Annotated in this window: 15 protein-coding genes; 6 read left to right on the forward strand and 9 right to left on the reverse strand. The window is 48.1% G+C overall.

The window, feature by feature from the left end; translation table 11 throughout:
* Window positions 1-40: 40 nt before the first annotated feature.
* Together QUB25_RS18120 and QUB25_RS18125 are read right to left on the reverse strand one after the other, a co-directional pair.
* On the reverse strand, window positions 41-586 hold the full coding sequence (locus QUB25_RS18120) for an RNA 2'-phosphotransferase (protein WP_333184805.1): 546 nt from the start codon (window positions 584-586) through the stop codon (window positions 41-43).
* A gap of 322 nt (window positions 587-908) precedes the next feature.
* On the reverse strand, window positions 909-1,592 hold the full coding sequence (locus tag QUB25_RS18125) for a class I SAM-dependent methyltransferase (protein WP_333184807.1): 684 nt from the start codon (window positions 1,590-1,592) through the stop codon (window positions 909-911).
* A gap of 531 nt (window positions 1,593-2,123) precedes the next feature.
* On the opposite strand from QUB25_RS18125, the gene QUB25_RS18130 reads away from it, so the two are divergent.
* Together QUB25_RS18130 and QUB25_RS18135 are read left to right on the forward strand one after the other, a co-directional pair.
* A complete protein-coding gene (locus QUB25_RS18130; protein ID WP_333184810.1) occupies window positions 2,124-4,979 on the forward strand; it encodes a diguanylate cyclase in 2,856 nt (951 codons plus the stop codon).
* Between the two features lie 256 nt (window positions 4,980-5,235).
* Window positions 5,236-5,712 (forward strand): Uma2 family endonuclease, encoded by a 477-nt coding sequence (locus QUB25_RS18135; protein ID WP_333184835.1) that lies wholly within the window; start codon window positions 5,236-5,238, stop codon window positions 5,710-5,712.
* 59 nt (window positions 5,713-5,771) lie between these two features.
* Here QUB25_RS18135 and QUB25_RS18140 read toward each other — a convergent pair whose 3' ends face one another.
* Window positions 5,772-5,978: a DUF6887 family protein gene (locus QUB25_RS18140; protein ID WP_333184812.1), complete on the reverse strand. Its 207-nt coding sequence runs from the start codon at window positions 5,976-5,978 to the stop codon at window positions 5,772-5,774.
* Window positions 5,978-6,154 carry a DUF6888 family protein gene (locus QUB25_RS29845; protein ID WP_445251962.1) on the reverse strand — a complete coding sequence of 59 codons (177 nt, stop codon included), beginning with the start codon at window positions 6,152-6,154 and terminating at the stop codon, window positions 5,978-5,980. The genes QUB25_RS18140 and QUB25_RS29845 overlap by 1 nt, the downstream gene beginning before the upstream one ends.
* Window positions 6,155-6,366: 212 nt before the next feature.
* Here QUB25_RS29845 and QUB25_RS18145 point away from each other — a divergent pair, with 212 nt between their 5' ends.
* The 3 genes from QUB25_RS18145 to QUB25_RS18155 all read left to right on the forward strand — a co-directional run bounded on the left by QUB25_RS18145 (window position 6,367) and on the right by QUB25_RS18155 (window position 8,249).
* Entirely contained in the window at window positions 6,367-6,666 is a 300-nt protein-coding gene (locus QUB25_RS18145) for a hypothetical protein (RefSeq protein ID WP_333184814.1), read from the forward strand.
* The gene (locus QUB25_RS18150; RefSeq protein WP_333184817.1) at window positions 6,647-7,804 is read left to right on the forward strand and encodes a DUF6745 domain-containing protein; all 1,158 of its coding nucleotides are present in this window, start codon (window positions 6,647-6,649) and stop codon (window positions 7,802-7,804) included. Before QUB25_RS18145 ends, QUB25_RS18150 begins: the two co-directional genes overlap by 20 nt.
* Window positions 7,805-7,988: 184 nt before the next feature.
* Window positions 7,989-8,249 carry a hypothetical protein gene (locus tag QUB25_RS18155; RefSeq protein ID WP_333038768.1) on the forward strand — a complete coding sequence of 87 codons (261 nt, stop codon included), beginning with the start codon at window positions 7,989-7,991 and terminating at the stop codon, window positions 8,247-8,249.
* Window positions 8,250-8,402: 153 nt separating this feature from the next.
* Here the strand turns inward: QUB25_RS18155 and QUB25_RS18160 are convergent, their stop codons facing one another.
* The 5 genes from QUB25_RS18160 to QUB25_RS18180 form a co-directional block, all read right to left on the reverse strand.
* The gene (locus QUB25_RS18160) at window positions 8,403-9,248 is read right to left on the reverse strand and encodes a nitrate ABC transporter ATP-binding protein (RefSeq protein ID WP_333184820.1); all 846 of its coding nucleotides are present in this window, start codon (window positions 9,246-9,248) and stop codon (window positions 8,403-8,405) included.
* Window positions 9,249-9,442: 194 nt separating this feature from the next.
* On the reverse strand, window positions 9,443-11,443 hold the full coding sequence (locus QUB25_RS18165) for a nitrate ABC transporter ATP-binding protein (RefSeq protein ID WP_333139583.1): 2,001 nt from the start codon (window positions 11,441-11,443) through the stop codon (window positions 9,443-9,445).
* A gap of 278 nt (window positions 11,444-11,721) precedes the next feature.
* Window positions 11,722-12,564: a nitrate ABC transporter permease gene (gene ntrB / locus QUB25_RS18170; RefSeq protein ID WP_333062675.1), complete on the reverse strand. Its 843-nt coding sequence runs from the start codon at window positions 12,562-12,564 to the stop codon at window positions 11,722-11,724.
* A gap of 79 nt (window positions 12,565-12,643) precedes the next feature.
* Window positions 12,644-14,038 carry a CmpA/NrtA family ABC transporter substrate-binding protein gene (locus QUB25_RS18175; RefSeq protein WP_333184824.1) on the reverse strand — a complete coding sequence of 465 codons (1,395 nt, stop codon included), beginning with the start codon at window positions 14,036-14,038 and terminating at the stop codon, window positions 12,644-12,646.
* Window positions 14,039-14,822: 784 nt separating this feature from the next.
* Window positions 14,823-17,588: an HAD-IC family P-type ATPase gene (locus tag QUB25_RS18180; protein ID WP_333184827.1), complete on the reverse strand. Its 2,766-nt coding sequence runs from the start codon at window positions 17,586-17,588 to the stop codon at window positions 14,823-14,825.
* Window positions 17,589-18,002: 414 nt separating this feature from the next.
* Between QUB25_RS18180 and QUB25_RS18185 the strand changes: the two genes are divergently transcribed.
* Complete coding sequence (locus tag QUB25_RS18185) at window positions 18,003-18,188, forward strand: hypothetical protein (protein WP_333062671.1); 186 nt, start codon at window positions 18,003-18,005, stop codon at window positions 18,186-18,188.
* The last annotated feature ends 106 nt before the right edge of the window (window positions 18,189-18,294 follow it).

Consider the following 18,294-nt stretch of genomic DNA (forward strand, 5'->3'; position numbering starts at 1 on the left):
AGTTTTTGTGCTACACATTCTACAAAAAAACTGAAATTTATCAACTTATTTTGAGATAAGCGGGCGGCACAAAATCTACTAACCAAACTTTGTTTTCCGAGCAGTAAAATGTATGACCATCGCGTTGCATGGCAGCGGCATCTACAGTAAAGACTGCCGGGATGCCATGTCTTGCACCTACTTGGCGCGCCGTCTGGATATTGACGGACAAATGAACATGATGCCGCGACATTTTCCTAATTCCTTGACTGAGAATAGACTCGACGGCAGTGCTACCTGTTCCGTGATATAAAATATCCGGGGGAACAGCGGGTTCTAACTGCAAGTCAACCTCTACGCTGTGTCCTTGGTTGGCACGAATTAGAGTGCCTGTGGAGTCAAATGAAAAGCGCTGCTTGTCGTTTTGCGCGACTACTTGTTTGAGTTCTGCAAGCTGAACAGGAAAGTTATTTTTTTGGCACGCATCGAGGAGTTCGCTAACAGGAACCCAGCCACCTGGAACGAGTTCAATGCCGATGCGCCAGGGGGCGTGACGCAGGTGTTTGCTGAGATATCGGCTGATTTTTACTAATCGAGAATCGTTCATAATTTTACTTTATTTATTCAGATTTTAAATCACCTTTTACAAAATGTCAGTAGCGGGTTATATCGTCGCGTGGGAGCGGGTTTATTGAATATGTTTGCACTGCCAGAGGGCTCTTGAGTGAACCCGCTCTTACAGGTTTTCGGAAAATGATTCCTGGACGTAGAAAAGGGTCTTACGCGCGAATTATAGCGGGAAAGCTCGCCCTTAAGTCCCTACATAATTAGGTCCTGCCTCCGGGACTCAAAAAGTGTTTGAGCGGCGATTTTTCACGAGCTTTATTTTTTTATAATTAGCAAAAACTCGGCATTCTGTCTAATGCCTTCTACCTTGGGATAACTCCGCCAAAAATAGCAAAGTTGAGATACCGCCAGTGACATCCTACGTCGGCAAAACCAGCTTCTGCAAGCCACTTTGTCTGCTCTTCCACAGAGGAGGGAATATCTTCTTCTTGATATTTCTGAAACCAGGCTGCATCGTCTTCTCCGTTAGCTTTCATGTACTGCCGCCACAACTGTTCGTATTGCTCAGTCAGTCTGGGAGTAGCACCTGTCACAATATCTCGAATTAGCAAGATTCCCCCGGGATTCATCGAGTGGAAAAGTTTGTGAAATAGCTGTTGTTTGCCTGGGCTGTCGAGGTGGTGGATTGCCAAGCCTGAAACTACCAAATCGTAACCGCTGCCGAAATCATCTTCGGCAAAGTTTCCTTGCTGCAAGGTCAGCCGTTCTCGGAAAGCGGACAAGTTAGTTTGGCAAGTTTTCAGCATATTTTGGGCCATGTCAAAGGCTAGAACTTTTGCTTGAGGAAATGCTGACAGAATCACAGCCGACAGTATGCCAGTTCCCGCGCCTAAATCCAGAACTTTTATGTTACCCTTAGTTTCAGAAGGGATTAACTGCAATATTACATCGTGTTGCTCGCCATAGCGCAGAATGAGGCGGGGAATTAAGCCGTCATAATCAAAGGCTCTTTGTTCAAATTGCTCGCGTACAGCGTCTAAATTCACAGACGATTTTCCTCAAATTGTTAATAGTTGAGTGCGTCAAGGCAGTTGGCCGGTTCTATTCTCGGAAACCATATTACATTTGATAATACAAAAAATATACAGAGCTGTCAAGATGTTGAAGAAAATAATTTAAAAGAAGTTAGGGACGATCGCCAGACACGGACTTTGTGCGCCTTAACAGGCCCGTGATTTGGGAAATGTCTAGCCCTGCACATATATCTCCTTCAGTGCAGATGAGGCAGATTGTCACAGACCCGAAAGCCTGCTGAAGACGAGACTTTGTGCCAGATAGTAGGAGTAATTGTGAGAAAAAAGTTGACGGTTATGATACCAGTTTCAAACAAGAATGCAACTGTCGGTGTGTGATCGACACCATAAATTTCTCAGTAATTCCCCCTAGTAAAAGAGAAAAGATAAAAGATAAAAAGGAATCAGCCAGCAGCCGATGATCGGCTAGATATGAAAAAATCAGTCCTCAGATTGACAAACTTTAGGCAACTATAAACAAAAATTGAGTTGACTCCCGAGTGGATGTGGTACCTGCCAATTTTTCAGGAAGATGAAGAGATACAAAATATTACACCCGCCGGTGCGGGAAAGAAAATTGTGATAATGAATCAGGATGCGAGTAGATTAGGTGTCAGCCGTCAGGGGAAAATAGAAGCAATGGAAATCCAACAACGGAGTAAGGATAAGCCCGATCGCCAGCAACACAACGCGCCCGATCGGCTCGGTCAATTTTCTACGACAAAAGAACTAGATTGGTCGCTACAAGAATGTTTAGATTTTAAAAGAGCGCTCGACCGATCGACACTGGCGCTGAGGACTGACGCGCGAGGAATTATCAACTATGCCAGCGAACGAGTTTGCTCCATCTCCAACTATTCCCAGGCCGAACTAATCGGCTCCCACTTCGGCATCCTCCATTCGGAATATAAATCTTCGGAAATAATCAAAAATCTGCTCTTAACTGTTGCCAAAAATGAAATTTGGCAAGGAGACATTCACAATAAAGCCAAGAATGGAAGTGATTATTGGGTGTACGCAACAGTAGTTCCACTGTTGGACTGCCAGGGAAAACCCTGTCAGTATTTGGCGATCGGATTCGACATCACCGATCGCAAAGCCGTTGAAGCAGCCCAAGCCGAAGCCAACCGGGCAAAAGACGAATTTCTGGCGATCGCTTCCCACGAACTGCGATCGCCCCTGAGTGCGATTTTGGGATGGGCGCAGCTAGCTCGATCGCGCAATTTAAACGAAGCCACCACTAACCGCGCTTTGGAAATCATCGAGCGCAACGCCAAATTACAAAACCGTCAAATAGACAATCTCCTCGACCTCTCGCGGTTGCTGCGGGGGAAAGTGTGCCTCAACATCGGCCCAGTTCACCTCCCGTCTATCATAGAATCTGCGATCGACACCCTCCGTCCCGCCGCCGATGCTAAAAACCTCCGCCTAGAAAAACATTTCGACCCCGCCGTCAGCTACGTTTTGGCAGATGCAGAACGGTTGCAGCAAGTAGTCTGGAACCTCCTAGCCAACGCCATCAAATTCACCCCAGAATCGACACCATACCCAGTTCAAGTGCGGATCAAGCCTACTGAGTCGGGCGTGTTGATTCGGGTCACCGACAGCGGTTGCGGCATCGACCCCAAATTTTTGCCGCACATCTTTGACTACTTCCGCCCTGCAGACAGCTTCCAGAACAAGGAACAAAATCGGCTTGGGCTCGGGCTCTCAATTGTGCGACAGTTGGTGGAACTGCACGGGGGAAGTGTTTGGGCTTCGAGTCCCGGCCTGGGTCAGGGGGCGACCTTTGGGGTACTGCTACCGAGCGCCAACAAAAATGCACCCGACGATCGCACTGCTGCGATCGCCCAAAAGGAAAGCAAACCCGGATCGGTTTCCAAACCCCTAGCGGGAAAGGAAGTCCTGGTGGTGGAAAGCAGCGCCGAAATCCGGCAATTTCTTAAAACTGGCCTCGAAGCATTTGGAGCCAAGGTAATAGCGGTGGGTAGTGCCTGCGAAGCGATGGCCGAGTTGCAACAGTCGCGACCCGACGTGTTGGTGAGCGATATGGCGGTATCGGGAGCCGACGGCTGCGATTTGATCCGCCGCATCAGAGCAATGGAAATGTCCGAGCACAGGGAACTGCTGCCGGCCGTGGCGCTGACGGGAGGTATTGAGGAAGAAGATTCGGCCGAAGCGCTGGAGGCGGGGTTTCAGAGGCATTTGTCGAAGCCGGTGGAAGCGAATCAGTTGGTGAGCGCGATCGCCCAATTGGCTGGACTGACGGGGTTCGGCTCTGGAGAGTGGGGTTCGGGAAATGTCCGGGGGACTACACCCCAGGCTGCGCTGCCGAAACCTAACAGTTTTGACGACAAAAATCATCTGGAAGAATTAACAAGTGACAGCCGAGAATTACCGCTGTTGCTGGTAGTAGAAGACAACAATTTTCTGCTGGCTTACCTCCAAACTTTATTAAGTCCGTACTATCGAGTCGCCGTCGCGAGTGACGGGGTTGAAGGTTTAGAAAAAGCCAAAAGTTTGCAGCCAAATTTGATTGTTAGTGACCAAGTTATGCCCAGACAAAACGGGCTGGATTTGCTCAAGGAGATTCGGAACACGCCAGAATTGAAATCTACTCCGGTAATCTTTTTGACAGCCCGATCGGGGATGGAATCTCGGATCGAAAGTTTGGATGCGGGTGCTGACGATTATATTTCAAAGCCTTTTGACGATAGGGAATTGCTCGCGAGGGTGAGAAATTTGTTGCGCTCGCACTCAGCCGAACAGCAGTTGGCGGAACTCAACCGTCAGTTGCTGCAGCAGAAACAGCAGTTAGAAACAGTGAATCGAGCCTTGCATTATTTGGCAAATTACGACAGTTTGACTGAGGTAAGAAACCGCCACTCTTTTAATGAATACCTTGATACGGAATGGCGGCGTTTGGCGAGGGAAGAAGCACCGCTGTCTTTAATTATGTGCGACATTGATTATTTCAAACTTTACAACGACACTTATGGTCACCAAGCGGGGGATGAATGTTTGCGGCAAGTGGCGGCGGTGATCCAGCATTCGGTAAAGCGAGCGGCAGATTTAGTCGCGCGTTACGGTGGAGAAGAATTTGTAGTAGTTTTGCCGAATACGGATATTGAAGGTGCGACTTGCGTAGCTGAAATGATCGCACAACAGGTGCGGGGTTTGCACATAGCTCACGCTAAGTCTGCTGTCAGCGAATATGTGACGCTGAGTTTGGGTGTAGCTTGCTGCATTCCGGAAACGAAGTCGCAGCCGGGGGAGCTAATTGCGATGGCCGATGAGTCGCTTTATCGGGCGAAAGAAGCAGGGCGCGATCGGGTTTCCGTTGCCACATTTCAAGGATAATTTAATAGTTAAATCAACTTGTATGCTGCGTCAACTATCGATCCTTTCGATTTAAACAGGTTTTTTGGATCAGACGCAACATACAAATGTGCTGGCAAACTTGGGTGAATTCAAATTGCTATAAATATAGTTAAAGAAGGTCGTGCCATGACTGCAACCTTAGACAAACCAAAAGACCAGCGTTTATTGAATTCACTCCGGGATTGATTGGCAACAATTCAAGCTAATCGAGCAGGGGTTTTGTGATTCCCCCGACATCCGACTTTTTTATTTCAAAGGTCAGGTAGAAATCTTGGCAGTTTCGCAAGAAGATGAAGTCTTCAGCGGTGTCATCGCCCTGTTGGTGGGTACGTATTTTGTAGAAAAAGAAATCGATTTTACTACCACAGGAAGCTTTACCCAGGAAAAAGAAGGAAAAGCCTCCGCACAAGCAGACCAATCTTACTTAATTGGCAGAGGATCGGGAGGTATTGCAGACCTCTCGATCGAAGTTTTATTTACTAGCGGCAACGAAAGCAAGTTGAATCCTTACCAAGCCTTGGGAGTCCCCGAAGTTTGGTTTTGGGAGGATGGAGTATTTGGCCTGTATCATTTGCGATCGCACGGATATGAAAAAATTGACCAAAGCGAAGTTCTGCCCGGTTTAGACATCAACCTGCTGTCTCGCTGCTTGCTGATGGCTTCTAGGGTGGAAGCAGTTAAGGAGTTTCGGCGCGGGATTTCTGCGGTTTAGAGAAAAAGTGGCTTGGGCGATCGCTCCCCCATTTATAAATATATTGTTAGGATACAAGACTAATCTTTCTCGTCTTTCATTTGCTGGCGAATGGCTGCCTCAATCTTATTATCGAAATCCAAATCTCCCACTTTCGTTATGATTGAATTAGATCGCTTTTTCCGCCTGTCTAAGTAGGCTTGCAGTGCAGCTTTATCCCCGCAATTTTTAATAAAATAACGCTTCAATTCTCCATCTGACATTGCAGTATAATCTACTTGGCTCATTAAAACACCTCCCCATTTGGAGCAATTTTAATCTCAGTTTTCTCGTCATATGTAGCCAATACAAACAAGTTTTTGCTTCTCTGGTCAACACAAACGAGGTGAATAGGTTGCAATGCCAAATATGTCAAGTAATCACTGATTCGATACAAACCCTCTAGCTGCGCGTAGGTAGGCATTCAAACCTAAAACTTTCTCGAAACTGGCATCTACTGTAGCATTCCTGTTTGCGATCGCACCTTCACCTTCCAAGATAAAGTCTGTCAGTGCAGCAAAGAGTTATGGAATCTGGTTTGTGGGTCTTGACAGCTATGTAGTACAAATGTAATATAGAGTTGCGGTAGAAAAGCTCGATCAACCGACACCAGCAAACAAAATTTAGAAAAAACCTATGCAACCCATCCGACAAGGCGACGTAATTCTCACCCCCGTACCGAAAATCGAAGGAGAAAAAAAACCTCACCTAACTCTCGCCGAAGGTGAAGTCACCGGACATTCTCACCAGATTATTGAAGGACAAGCTGAACTCTACGAAAAAGACGGCACTCTGTACTTGCGGGTGCTTTCACCGACAGCTTTATTGAGTCACGAAGAACACCATGCGATCGCAATTCCCGAAGGTAATTGGATGGTGCGAATTCAGCGCGAATATGAGCCGCAAGGTTGGAGGTATGTCGCAGACTCAGGTTAAAAAACTAACGCCCGAACAAGCAGCTTTGATTCCAGTTTATCGGGAAAAGTGGAGAGCGATCTCGCTTTCCACTGGTTCGATAAATCGCTCGCAAGCGGAGGAAACAATTAAATCGGCTTACAGTGCGATCGGCAAAAAAGCACCGGAAATCATTTTTGTCGATCGCCCCTACGAAGCTGCGGATCTAATCGTCAGTCGATTTGACAATCCCAGCAGCGAACTGCGGAGCCAATTCGAGACAAAACTTCGCAGCCCGCTAGAAAAACAACTGCGGGGTTATTTGGGAAGCCAACTAGAAACCGAACTGCAAAACCAACTGCCAACTCAACTGGAACAACGACTTTATACTCAACTGAAAACGCAATTGTGGGAGCCGGAGCGAAATTATTTAGCTGGCGAAATATCAAGCCAATTGCCACCGCAACAGGTGATCGATGAGCGGAGTGGAGAAATCCGGCCAACATTAGGAAAACACCTCAGTAATTGCATTCAACCAGAATTGTGGGCTGCTTATGGGAGTTTGTTGGATTTCTGCATTTCGGTTCTAAATTTACCTCATTCTTACGGCAGAAATTGGATTATTTTTCAATCGATTGTCCGGGATTGCGGCTGGATTTATCTTTATGACAAGGTTTGCATTGTCTGCTCCAAGCCGATCGCACTTTCTGTTGACAGCAACCACCGCTTGCACGCCGAAGGAAAACCAGCGGTACAATTTGCCGACGGTGTTTCGATTTACGCCTATCACGGCGTGATTTTACCCGAATGGTACGGCAGGCTGCACCCGCACGAGTGGCAGTCTAAGTGGGTGTTGAAGGAACAGAATGCAGAAGTTCGGCGCGCGTTAATTCAGGGAATTACTTACGATCGCATTTGTCAAGAATTAGAGGTGACAGAATTAGATAGTTGGCAAGAATACACTCTATTAAGCATCGAGTTTGACGATGATTTTGATTGGGTGGGTAATGCAAAGCCAGTTTATTTGTTAAAAATGACTTGTCCGAGCACGGGACACATTCACGCTTTGCGCGTGCCGCCTGATGTGCGATCCTCTTCGAGGGCTTCGCTAACGGCTCAAGAAGCAATTCGCTGGGTAAATTGGGACATTGACCCCGAGGAGTTTTCCGTGCAAACCTGAGTAATACAAATTTAAAAAAGTCTGGCTAAAATCATCAGTCTTATACCAATTGTTAAAAGTCACAGAACCCCGCGCCGGACTTAGGATCAGGCGTTTCCATACCCGAGTATCTGTACTTCACTCAACTGGAAACCGCTATTTTGACAAAAACATTAATTCATCAAACACTAATCAACGTCCCACTATGTGCCAGTTCCAAGGGTGGAATGCACCAACCACCGATCGCCCACAAACGGTTAATAACATCAAGAAGAAGCCCACCCTCGATCGAAGGTGGGCTCTGTTCATGCCAGCTTACCGACAGCTAGGCAATCGGGTCTCTTGGCTGGTAGACGTAAAATATCGGAAAAAGATCCGAACGTCCGAAAAAACTTCTCGTCCACCATTAAGCTTCAGTTTACCCAACCCGATCGGGAAAATTGCGCCCGCAGCGATGTTCCCCTGACATCGGGGAACACTGGGGCTTAAACTTTTCAATAGACTTCTGCAAAAAAGCTCGTCTTGGGCCGGCAGGATGCCCAACCCCTACTCCGCACAAGAATTAAACTTGTTCGAGAAGTCTCATAATTCTCGTGTTTAACTTTGATTTCCCAACCGATTAGGCATCGTGATCGTGTGCAAAGCGACGGAACAGGAAATCTAGGGCGTAGTTCCGCAAATTGTAGTATTCCGGATCTTCCATCATTTGAACCCGATCGCGCGGACGCGGGAAAGGAATCTCCAAAACTTCGCCAATTGTGGCCGACGGGCCATTAGTCATCATCACAAGTCGATCGGCCAAAAACAGCGCTTCATCAATATCGTGAGTAATCATCAACACCGTACAGCGGTGATCGTTCCAGATTTTCAGCAACTCTTCTTGCAATTCCTCCTTAGTAATTGCGTCCAGAGCACCAAAAGGTTCGTCTAAAATCAGCACTTTCGGGCGAATTGCCAAGGCGCGGGCGATCGAAACTCGCTGCTTCATCCCCCCCGAAATTTGCGGCGGTCTTTTCTCAGCAGCTTCAGTCAATCCCACCATCGCCAAATGCTCTTTGACGATCGCATTTTTTTCTACCTTAGACTTATTCGGAAATACAGCATTAACCGCCAGATAAACATTTTCAAACACCGTCCGCCAAGGTAGCAAAGCGTAACCCTGAAACACCACCATGCGATCGGGGCCCGGCTTCGTAATCCGCTGCCCGTTAATCGTCACGGTGCCCTGGCTCGGATGGCTAAAACCCGACACCATATTTAACAGTGTTGATTTGCCGCAGCCCGAGTGTCCGATCAGAGTAATAAACTCTCCCTCAGCTACCGTCAGATTGACGTTTTCTAAAGCCCTGTAACCGTTTGGATATTCTTTGTAAACATTGTCCATCACCAAAAAAGGCTGGCGGCGGCCTTTTCCCTGCTGGATTTGAGTTTTGGTGTTCGTCTGGTTTTTAGTGGTGTTGAGCATGGGTTTAGGAAATTGTGAGTGGGTGATTTGCCAGTATAAGAAGGAAGTTAGGCAACTGATTTAACGGATGTCACCGAGGTCATAAAGAGGGAATTACTAACTAGCAATTAGCCGTTGAAAATTAACAATTAACAGCTAAAAATAATCAACTAACAATTAGCAATTCCCCTTTTTTTATCGAAATTAAAACCGCTCTAAGCAGCTCGGCGGCCGGAATCGAGTACAACTTCAGCCATCGTGAAATCGCGTTTAATCGCCAGATTGTTGAGATAGCCGATCGGATCGTCAGCATTAAACACCGAGCCGTCAAACAAGCTGAGAGAACCGCGAGTGTAATTAATATCAGCCATCCCCAGCTCTCGCGCCGCCGTGCTGAACGCACCGACTCGTACCACCCGCTCCAAAATTTCCACCCAGTTGCGCGGGAACACAGTATCGCCCCAGCGCGCCATCTGCACCATGTGCCACAGTTGTTCGGTGCGGCTTGGGCGATTCACCCCCTCTCCAGAAAACAAGTGGTGGGCGTATTCCCGCATCGGAGTATCGAGGTTGCAAGCAACTGATTGCGGGTCGCCGAGTTGGATGTAACTCTTATCAGTAGCGACGTACTCCCTTCCCGCGACAATTTCCGAAACCTCGGCGGCGTGATTTGGATCGGCGCAATACTGGCAAGCTTCCAGCAAAGCTTTGACTAGAGCAATGTGAGTGTTGGGATAAGCATTTGCCCAGTCTTCCCGAACTCCGAGAATTTTCCCGGGGTGTCCGGGCCACAGTTCCAAATCTGTCGCCACCGTAAAGCCGACTCCTTCCATCGATGCCCGCAAGTTCCAAGGTTCGCCGACGCAGAAACCGTCAATAGTGCCGCCCTGCAAGTCAACGATCATCTGAGCCGGTGGGATATTTTTCAGCAACACATCGCGATCCGGGTCAATGCCACCGGAAGCCAGCCAGTAACGCAGCAACAGGTTGTGCATCGAAGAAGGGTGGACGATGCCCATGCGGTGCGTTTGCGCGGGCGTTCTCTGGAGCATTTTTTTAAAGTCTGCCAGAGTGTAGATCCCTTGGTCGTAAAACCGCCTCGCGAGGGTAATTCCGTTGCCATTGCGGCTCATGGTGAGGGCTGTAACCGTCGGAATCGGCTTCTCTTGGTGGCCTCCCAAGCTCAACCACACCGCCATCCCAGAGGGCATTTGAGCTGCGTCTAAGTAACCTGCGGCGATGCCGTCTACGATGCCGCGCCAGCTTGTTTCCCGCACGAGGTGGACTTCATCGAGGCCGTGCTTGGCAAAAAAGCCTTTTTCTTTGGCGACAGCGAGGGGAGCACAGGCTGCGAGGGGAATAAAGCCGAGTTCGAGGTTGACTTTTTCTAGGCCGTGGCGGGCGATCGCGGGTACTTTCCGCGCCCGCAGTTTTTTGACGCGCTTCTGCTGGTTGAGGAAGTAAATCATTTCGCTGCGTAGAGCGTAGTAGCTGGGGTGCGAGACTACTTCCATGCGTTTGCGGGGGCGGGGGATGTCTACTTCGAGAATGCCCCCAATCTTCGATTCTGGGCCGTTGGTGAGCATGACGATGCGATCGCTCAGCAACACGGCCTCATCCACGTCGTGCGTTACCATCAGGGCGCTGATTTCGTACTCTTGGCAAATTTCCATCAACTTTTCTTGCAAGTTGCCGCGAGTCAAAGCATCCAAAGCGCCGAAGGGTTCGTCTAAGAGTAACAGTTTGGGGCGCAGGGCCAGAGCACGGGCGATCGCCACGCGCTGTTTTTGTCCGCCCGACAGCAGTGCGGGTTGTTTCTCGGCGTGGGGCGTCAAGCCCACCATGTCGATGTGTTTTTGAATGATTTCGAGGCGTTCGGCTTTGGGTAAGCCGCTCATTACCGAGTCTACGGCTAGGGTAATGTTTTCTCTGACCGTCCGCCAAGGTAGCAAGGAATAGTTTTGGAATACTACCATGCGATCGGGGCCGGGCTGGGTGATTCTTTGTCCTTCTATTGTCACCAATCCTTCTGTTGGCAGATCCAAACCTGCCACCATATTTAGTAGCGTAGATTTACCGCAGCCTGAGTGTCCTATCAAGGAGATAAATTCTCCTTTTTTAATTTCTAAGTCGATGCCTTTGAGGGCTATGTATGTACCGCCGTCTGTTAAATTAAATACTTTTCCGACTTGTTCTACTGCAATCAAAACAGACATGATTTTCTTGCCTTGTTTGTAGGTTTGTTATTTCGCTAGATATTGATTGTTGACTGTGGACTGTTCGCTGTTTGCTGTGGACTGTTCGCTGTTAACATATAACAGCTAATAGTTAATACATTCCTGGATGCCTAAAACTGGTCTTTAAACTAACCAAAATACTTTGTTTAATCCCTCAACAATAGTTTGACAAACAGGTTTCTGAGTCTCGGAGTTCGTACTTCCTGTAACAGTCAACAGTCAACAGTCAACCGTCAACTGTTAAACCATCGAATTAGCTACTTTCCTTGAGGGGGAGCAATCTTTTGCTGCAACCAAGCCATCATGCGATCGAGCAACAAACCAACAGCCCCAATGTAGAACACAGCTAACAGAATTTCGCTGATGTAGTTTTGCTGGTAAGCATTCCAAATAAAGAAGCCGATACCCGTAATCCCCGACATCACGATTTCCGCTGCAATAATCGCCAGCCAAGCCAAACCGATCGCAATTCTCAATCCTGTGAAGATATAAGGAAGCGCCGACGGAAACAAAATATTCATGTAATATTCCTGACGAGAAAGTTGCAGCACTTTCGCCACGTTGTTGTAATCGTCGGGAATTTGGCGAACACCTTCAGCCGTGTTGATTAAAATCGGCCACACTGAAGTGATAAAAATCACGAACAAAGCAGCAGGTTCGTTTTGTTGCAGCGCAGCCAGGGCGATTGGCACCCAAGCCAGAGGCGCAACCATCCGCAAAAACTGAAAAATTGGGTCTAAAGCCTTGTTCAGAAGCGGATTTGTACCTACCAAAACACCCCCAGCAATTCCCACAGCAGCGGCTAGAGTGTAGCCTTTTGCCACCCGTTCCAAACTAGCCAAAGTTTGCCAAAACAAGCCGATTCCGTAGGTTTTGGAATTCATGAAAGGATACAGCAACAATATCCGCGTCCGTTCGTCAGTCCAAACACTGATCGGTCCCGGCAGTTTGATCAGTCCGATGCTCGACAGGAATTGCCAAACTAACAGAAATCCAATTATTCCCAAAATTGGCGGCAAGATATTTGGGGAATTCTTCTTCCAAAACTCGCCAAATGCTCCTTGTGCATTGCCGCCTCTCCGACTTGTACTTACAGCCATGCTGCTAATCTCCTATCTCTGGTGCTGTGTATTTTCGAGACTAAATTTCGAGACTAAATTATGGGAAGCTAAGACCCCATCACACTTTTTTAATTGCCAAACTCTTGAGATAAGCTTCGGGATTTTCCGGGTTGAATTCTTTGCCGTCAAAGAACTTTTCAACGCCGCGAGACGTACTTTTCGGAATGTCAGCATCAGCAACTCCGGCTAATTTAGCTGCCTTCTTCCAGATATCTTCTCGGTTGACTTTATCGATGATTGTCTTTTTGTCTGCCAAGGTTTTTGTCGGCAGGAAACCCCAGCGCACGCTTTCGGTTAAGAACCACAAATCGTGACTCTTGTAGGGATAGGAAACGTTGCCGATGTCGTCTTTCCAGTACAGCGGACTCATCTTGAAGTCGTTGATGTCTGGTTTGCCGTCGCCCATAACATAATTGCCTTGATAAGGAGGCGTCAAAACCGTCGGAGATACGTCAAAGAAGTTTCTTCCAGAAGTAATGGCGACTAATTCGGCTCGATGTTCGGGCTTGTCGCACCACTGCTGCGCCTCAATTAGTCCTGCGAGTAAAGCTTCGGTGGCTTTGGGGTGTTTGTCTACCCAGTCGCCGCGAATTGCTAGATATTCCTCTGGATGTGCTTTCCAGATTTCGGAGGTGAGGGCGGACATGAAGCCGATGTTTTCTTTGACAATCCGCAGCGGCCAGGGGTCGCCGGTGCTGAAAGCGTCCATACTTCCAGTTTTCATGTTGGCGACGGTTTGGGCCGCGGGTACTGTTAGCAACTCGGCCTCTATGTCGGGATCGATGCCGTTAGCTGCCAGCCAGTAGCGAATCCAAAAGTCTTGGTTGACTTTGGGGAAGGTGTAGGCTGCTTTGAAGGGAGTACCTGCTTGTTTGAGGCCTTTGATGTAGTCTTGGGCCGCTTGATCTAGTTTAAGTCCGAGGCCTTTGCCTTGGTGTTTGGCCGCGATCGCAATTCCGTTTCCGTGAGTGTTCAACTGGGCTAGAACATACATGGGGATTTGGACGCTGTTTTTGGTGATCAGACCTTGACTAATTTGATAAGGCATCGGCATTTGCCACTGGCCGCCGTCAATGCCGCCGCCTGCCGATCCAATTTCTAGGTTATCTCTGGCAGATCCCCAGTTGGCTTGCTTAGCAACTGTTACCTCAGTCATGCCGTATTTGGCAAAAAAGCCTTTTTCTTGAGCAATGATTAAAGGTGCTGCTTCGACGATCGGGATGTATCCCAATGTGATTTTAGTGCTTTCAATTCCTTCGACTCTTTTCTCGTTGGCAACAGCCACTACTGAGGTAGCTGCGGGTATTGCGCCGTCAGCACCGGCAGTTGCACCGGGTTCTGGGGGATTTCCCAAACAACCTTTGAGCAGTATTGAACCCAGAGCAGATGCACCTGCTTTGATGATAAATTTACGCCGAGAAAGCGCAGAAAATTCATCTGAAAATCTTGTCATAGCCTAGCCTCGCTGCAATTCATAATCTTCTGTAACAACATTCACTGAAGGTTATCAACGCGCTTTTTTGCTGTTCGCTAATTGGGTTTAGCTAACTGTTTTGAGCGCTGGTTGGCAGGAGGGAGCAAAAGATTTATAGCTAGTATAAGTCTTTAAACTATCCCTGCTGATTTGACTGGTTTGATTAATATCGATATTTCGATCGGCCGAGTTGTCTGAACTCACTTTTTGCGAGCCGTACATTTTCTTGGCTTCGTTATTAGCTTACCGTACTCTTGCGGAAATTATAAAACAATTATTAAATTCGATTGATAAGTAAATCTTTTGGGACGGCGCTCTCGATAAGGAGCCGTTGGGAAGAGCTATCGGGTTTGCTTATCAAAACTGGTTCAAAGTAAGACTCGCTGGGCAAAGGTTGTAGCGAAGAAAGATCGGGGGTCATTCAAATCTCTTGTCAATAAGCGACAAATATCGCCTCCAGCGCACATTTACTTTGTTAATATCTCTCTACTTTTTTAAGGATTAATTGTAGTATGTTATACAGAAATAATTAAGGCTTTACGAAACTGCTGTTTTCAAAGGGTTAATGGGTTTTCAGTGGTGGACTAAAATTGGCGCTTAATCGTAAGTAATTTAACGGATATGATATGACGCGGGCTTTCAGGTTCGATTTCTGTAAAACAGAGAAACCCGGTTTCTTCAAGAAACCGGGTTTCTGAACACCCGAAATTACTAATCGGTGGCAGTACCTACAAGTTCGATCGCACTTTCTTCGTGCAGCAACTTAGTTGGGCGGGTCAAAGCGGTTGACCCAGAGAGCAACACCGATCATCGGTAGGGCTACGCCGAAGCAAATCAGCCACTGATCCAGATTCATCGGAGCCGTCTCAAATATGCGATTGACAAACGGAGAATTAGCAAAGATGATCTGCAAAATCACCGCCAGGACAATTCCCACACCGAGAGCGGGAGCGCCGCTAACTTCTTCCTTAGAACCGCTAAACTTAGCAATCAAAGAAGGCAACAACTGGCTGAGACTCAACAGGTAAAAAATTCTCCCCATTACCAAAGCTTGAATCGCCATCGTGCGGGCCAGTGCCAAAGTTCCCCAATCCGCTTGGCGCACCCATTCAAACATTCCGAAAATCAGAGTCCAGTTGTAAAGAGAAATAGCGATGATCCGCTTGATCCGATTTCCGGTGAGAAAAGCTTCGTTTACCGGTCGGGGCTGCTGTTTCATCACTCCCGCTGACTTGGGCTCGAAAGCCAGAGGCACAGTCATGGTGATGGAGTTGAGCATATTCAGCCAGAGAATTTGTAGCGACAAAATCGGCAATTCTCGACCTAGGAGCGTGCTGAGCAAAATTGTCATTGACTCCCCGCCGTTGACTGGGAGAATGAAGCTAATTGCTTTGAGCAGATTTTTGTAAACAGATCGCCCTTCTTCGACAGCAGATTCGATCGACGCAAAGTTATCGTCAGTCAGAATCATGTCCGCGGCTTCCTTAGAAACCTCCGTACCGCTACCCATCGCAATGCCGATATCCGCTTGTTTCAGCGCCGGCGCGTCGTTAACGCCGTCTCCCGTCATCGCCACGATTTCGCCTTTTTGCTGCAAAGCTTCTACGAGGCGGAGTTTTTGTTCGGGGGCGACGCGGGCAAAAACTGAGCCGGCTTCTACGGCTTCGCCGAGTTCCTGCTTGCTCATTTCGGCGAGTTGAGCGCCGGTGTAGGCTACAAGTTCTCTGTGGTGTTTCGTTTTGCGGAATCCCATGCGGCGGGCGATCGCCTTGGCTGTAGCGATGTGGTCGCCGGTAATCATTTTGACTTGGATGCCGGCGGTTTGACAAGCTTGGACGGCTGCGATCGCTTCTGCCCGCGGCGGGTCAATCATGCCTTGCAGTCCCAAGAAAATCAGCCCTGACTCCAAATCCGAGTGATCGACGGAATTTTGGCTTTGGGGTACTGGCTTTTTCGCTAAAGCCAAGACGCGCAAGCCTTGCTTTGCCATTTCATCGACTTGATGGTGAATTTGTTCGCGATCGACTTCTACCGGATTTCCTTGAGTGTCGAGACTGGAACCGCAGCGGCCGAGAATTGATTCTACGGAACCTTTGACGTACAAAATTTTGCCACTGGGAGTTCGGTGCAGCGTCGCCATGTATTGAAACTGAGATTCAAAGGGAATTGAATCCAGCCGCTGCATTGACTTGGACAAAATTTGCTGGCTCAAATCAGCTTTTTTGCCCGCAGCAATTAACGCTCCTTCTGTCGGATCTCCGACGACAATCCAATTATCGTCTTTGAATTCCAGGTGAGAGTCGTTGCAAAGGAGTCCAGCTTGCAAACATTCTTGCAAAGTTGCAGTTTGGCTGACAGTAATTGGCAGTTGGTTGAGTTGAATTTCACCTTCGGGGCTGTATCCCGTACCCGTAACCGAGTAGGATTCGCCACCAGAATAGATTTCTTGCACCGTCATTTGGTTTTCCGTCAAAGTTCCGGTTTTGTCGGAACAGATGACTGTAGCGCCGCCGAGGGTTTCCACTGCGGGCAATTTGCGGACGATCGCGTGGCGATTTGCCATCCGGGAAACGCCTACGGCTAGGGTGACGGTAATGACGGCGGGTAAGCCTTCGGGAATTGCGCCGACAATCAGGGCGACAGCGGGTTCGACTGCTTCTTTAAAGGCTGAAACCCCCGCAGGGACTGGCCGTCCCAATCTGACGGCGAAGGTCAAGGTTGCCATTCCCAACACGAATAACAGCCAGTTTTGACTGAATTGGTTGAATTTGCGGGTTAAGGGGGTGGTGAGGTCGATGTGGCGATCTAATAGTTGGGAGATTTTGCCGGTTTCGGTTTTATTGGCGATCGCAATTACGATGCCGCTACCTTGACCAAAAGTGACAAAACTGCCGGCATAGGCCATGTTATCCCGTTCTGCTAGTGGCGTTTCTTTTGGCAGAACTATGTCTCCAGACTGTCCTAATTCTTTTTCGACCGCAACAGATTCCCCGGTGAGTCCCGATTCGTCGATTTGCAAGTCGCGGACTTTCACTAAGCGCAAGTCTGCCGGTACTTTGTCGCCGGAAGTCAGGATTACTAAGTCGCCGACTACGAGTTCTTTGGAGGGAATTCTTAATTTTTTGCCGCCCCGAATGACTGTGGCTTCGGTGGTGACAGCTTGGGCTAGGGCTTCAATTTTTTTCTCGGCTCCAGCTTCTTGGATGAAACTAATAGTAGCGTTGGTGGTTGTTACGCCCCAAATTACGCTAGCGTTTAGCCATTCTCCAATCACTGCTTTGATTAAACCTGCACTCAGCAAGATGATCAGGAGGGGTTGGTTAAATTGCAGGATAAATTTTAACCAGGCTGGTTTCCCTGCTTTAACCGTTAGTTCGTTGGGCCCGAATTTCTGTTGGCGATGGTTGGCTTCTGTCGGTTCTAAACCGCTTTCCAGGTTGGTTTCTAAGATAGTTGCAACCTTGGATATTTCTAGGTAGTGCCAATATTGCTCTGCTACGTCTACATCGTTGGCGGATCTTGATGGCATGATTCTTCCTGAATATTTGGGGTGTCTGACGAGCTTCGATCGCTCCTTAATAGGCACGCTCAATACAACTCATCGCTCGTTGGAGCGTGAATATATTGAGCGGCTTAATTGTTGGTTGATTACTTTAACGGGCTGTGACTTACATCTATATTACAACCGATGTGGCCGTTTGTGGCAAGAAATTTGGGGGATTTTTTCCGGCGCTAAATCTTGTTTGGGACTTGGTGGCTAAAGTGGGGAAAAGTCGATAAAATCCCTTGACATTTTGCCAATTTTAGGTGTGGTTGAAGAAAGAGGGAAGAAGGCAGGAGGCAAAAGAAAAATGCTGCCATTCCCCCACTCTCCTCCTCCTCCGCTTCCCCACGGACGATCGCATAAATGTTAAAACCCTAGTTTAAGCAACAAAATTTTGAGTTGACGGAAATACTTGTGACGCTGGTGCTGGGTTCGGTACTGTTAGCCTGGGGAATGCGTTTCGGGCGGGTGTTTGTTCGATCGTCCGTTACAAAAGAGGATTTGTTTAAGGGCAGAAATTCCCTCGCCCTGGCTTTGGCGATGCAGTCGCCTGCGATCGTTTTGACTTGGATGCCGCAGGTTTGACAAGCTGTGAGGGCTGCCAGCTCAATTCGTGACTCAATGCTATCAATTGCTAGTCTCTTAGTCCAAAACACTGAGCACCCTTTAGACAATTGAATTGAGATTTTGG

The organism is Microcoleus sp. B3-D7, from assembly GCF_036705305.1.
Lineage (GTDB): Bacteria > Cyanobacteriota > Cyanobacteriia > Cyanobacteriales > Microcoleaceae > Microcoleus.

Bases quoted from the DNA above. Each gene is read 5' to 3' on its own strand.
- QUB25_RS18120 (WP_333184805.1), bottom strand. From the start codon at position 586: ATGAACGATTCTCGATTAGTAAAAATCAGCCGATATCTCAGCAAACAC.
- QUB25_RS18130 (WP_333184810.1), top strand. From the start codon at position 2,124: ATGTGGTACCTGCCAATTTTTCAGGAAGATGAAGAGATACAAAATATT.
- QUB25_RS18140 (WP_333184812.1), bottom strand. From the start codon at position 5,978: ATGAGCCAAGTAGATTATACTGCAATGTCAGATGGAGAATTGAAGCGT.
- QUB25_RS29845 (WP_445251962.1), bottom strand. From the start codon at position 6,154: ATGCCTACCTACGCGCAGCTAGAGGGTTTGTATCGAATCAGTGATTAC.
- QUB25_RS18145 (WP_333184814.1), top strand. From the start codon at position 6,367: ATGCAACCCATCCGACAAGGCGACGTAATTCTCACCCCCGTACCGAAA.
- QUB25_RS18150 (WP_333184817.1), top strand. From the start codon at position 6,647: ATGTCGCAGACTCAGGTTAAAAAACTAACGCCCGAACAAGCAGCTTTG.
- QUB25_RS18155 (WP_333038768.1), top strand. From the start codon at position 7,989: ATGTGCCAGTTCCAAGGGTGGAATGCACCAACCACCGATCGCCCACAA.
- QUB25_RS18160 (WP_333184820.1), bottom strand. From the start codon at position 9,248: ATGCTCAACACCACTAAAAACCAGACGAACACCAAAACTCAAATCCAG.
- QUB25_RS18165 (WP_333139583.1), bottom strand. From the start codon at position 11,443: ATGTCTGTTTTGATTGCAGTAGAACAAGTCGGAAAAGTATTTAATTTA.
- ntrB (WP_333062675.1), bottom strand. From the start codon at position 12,564: ATGGCTGTAAGTACAAGTCGGAGAGGCGGCAATGCACAAGGAGCATTT.
- QUB25_RS18175 (WP_333184824.1), bottom strand. From the start codon at position 14,038: ATGACAAGATTTTCAGATGAATTTTCTGCGCTTTCTCGGCGTAAATTT.
- QUB25_RS18180 (WP_333184827.1), bottom strand. From the start codon at position 17,588: ATGCCATCAAGATCCGCCAACGATGTAGACGTAGCAGAGCAATATTGG.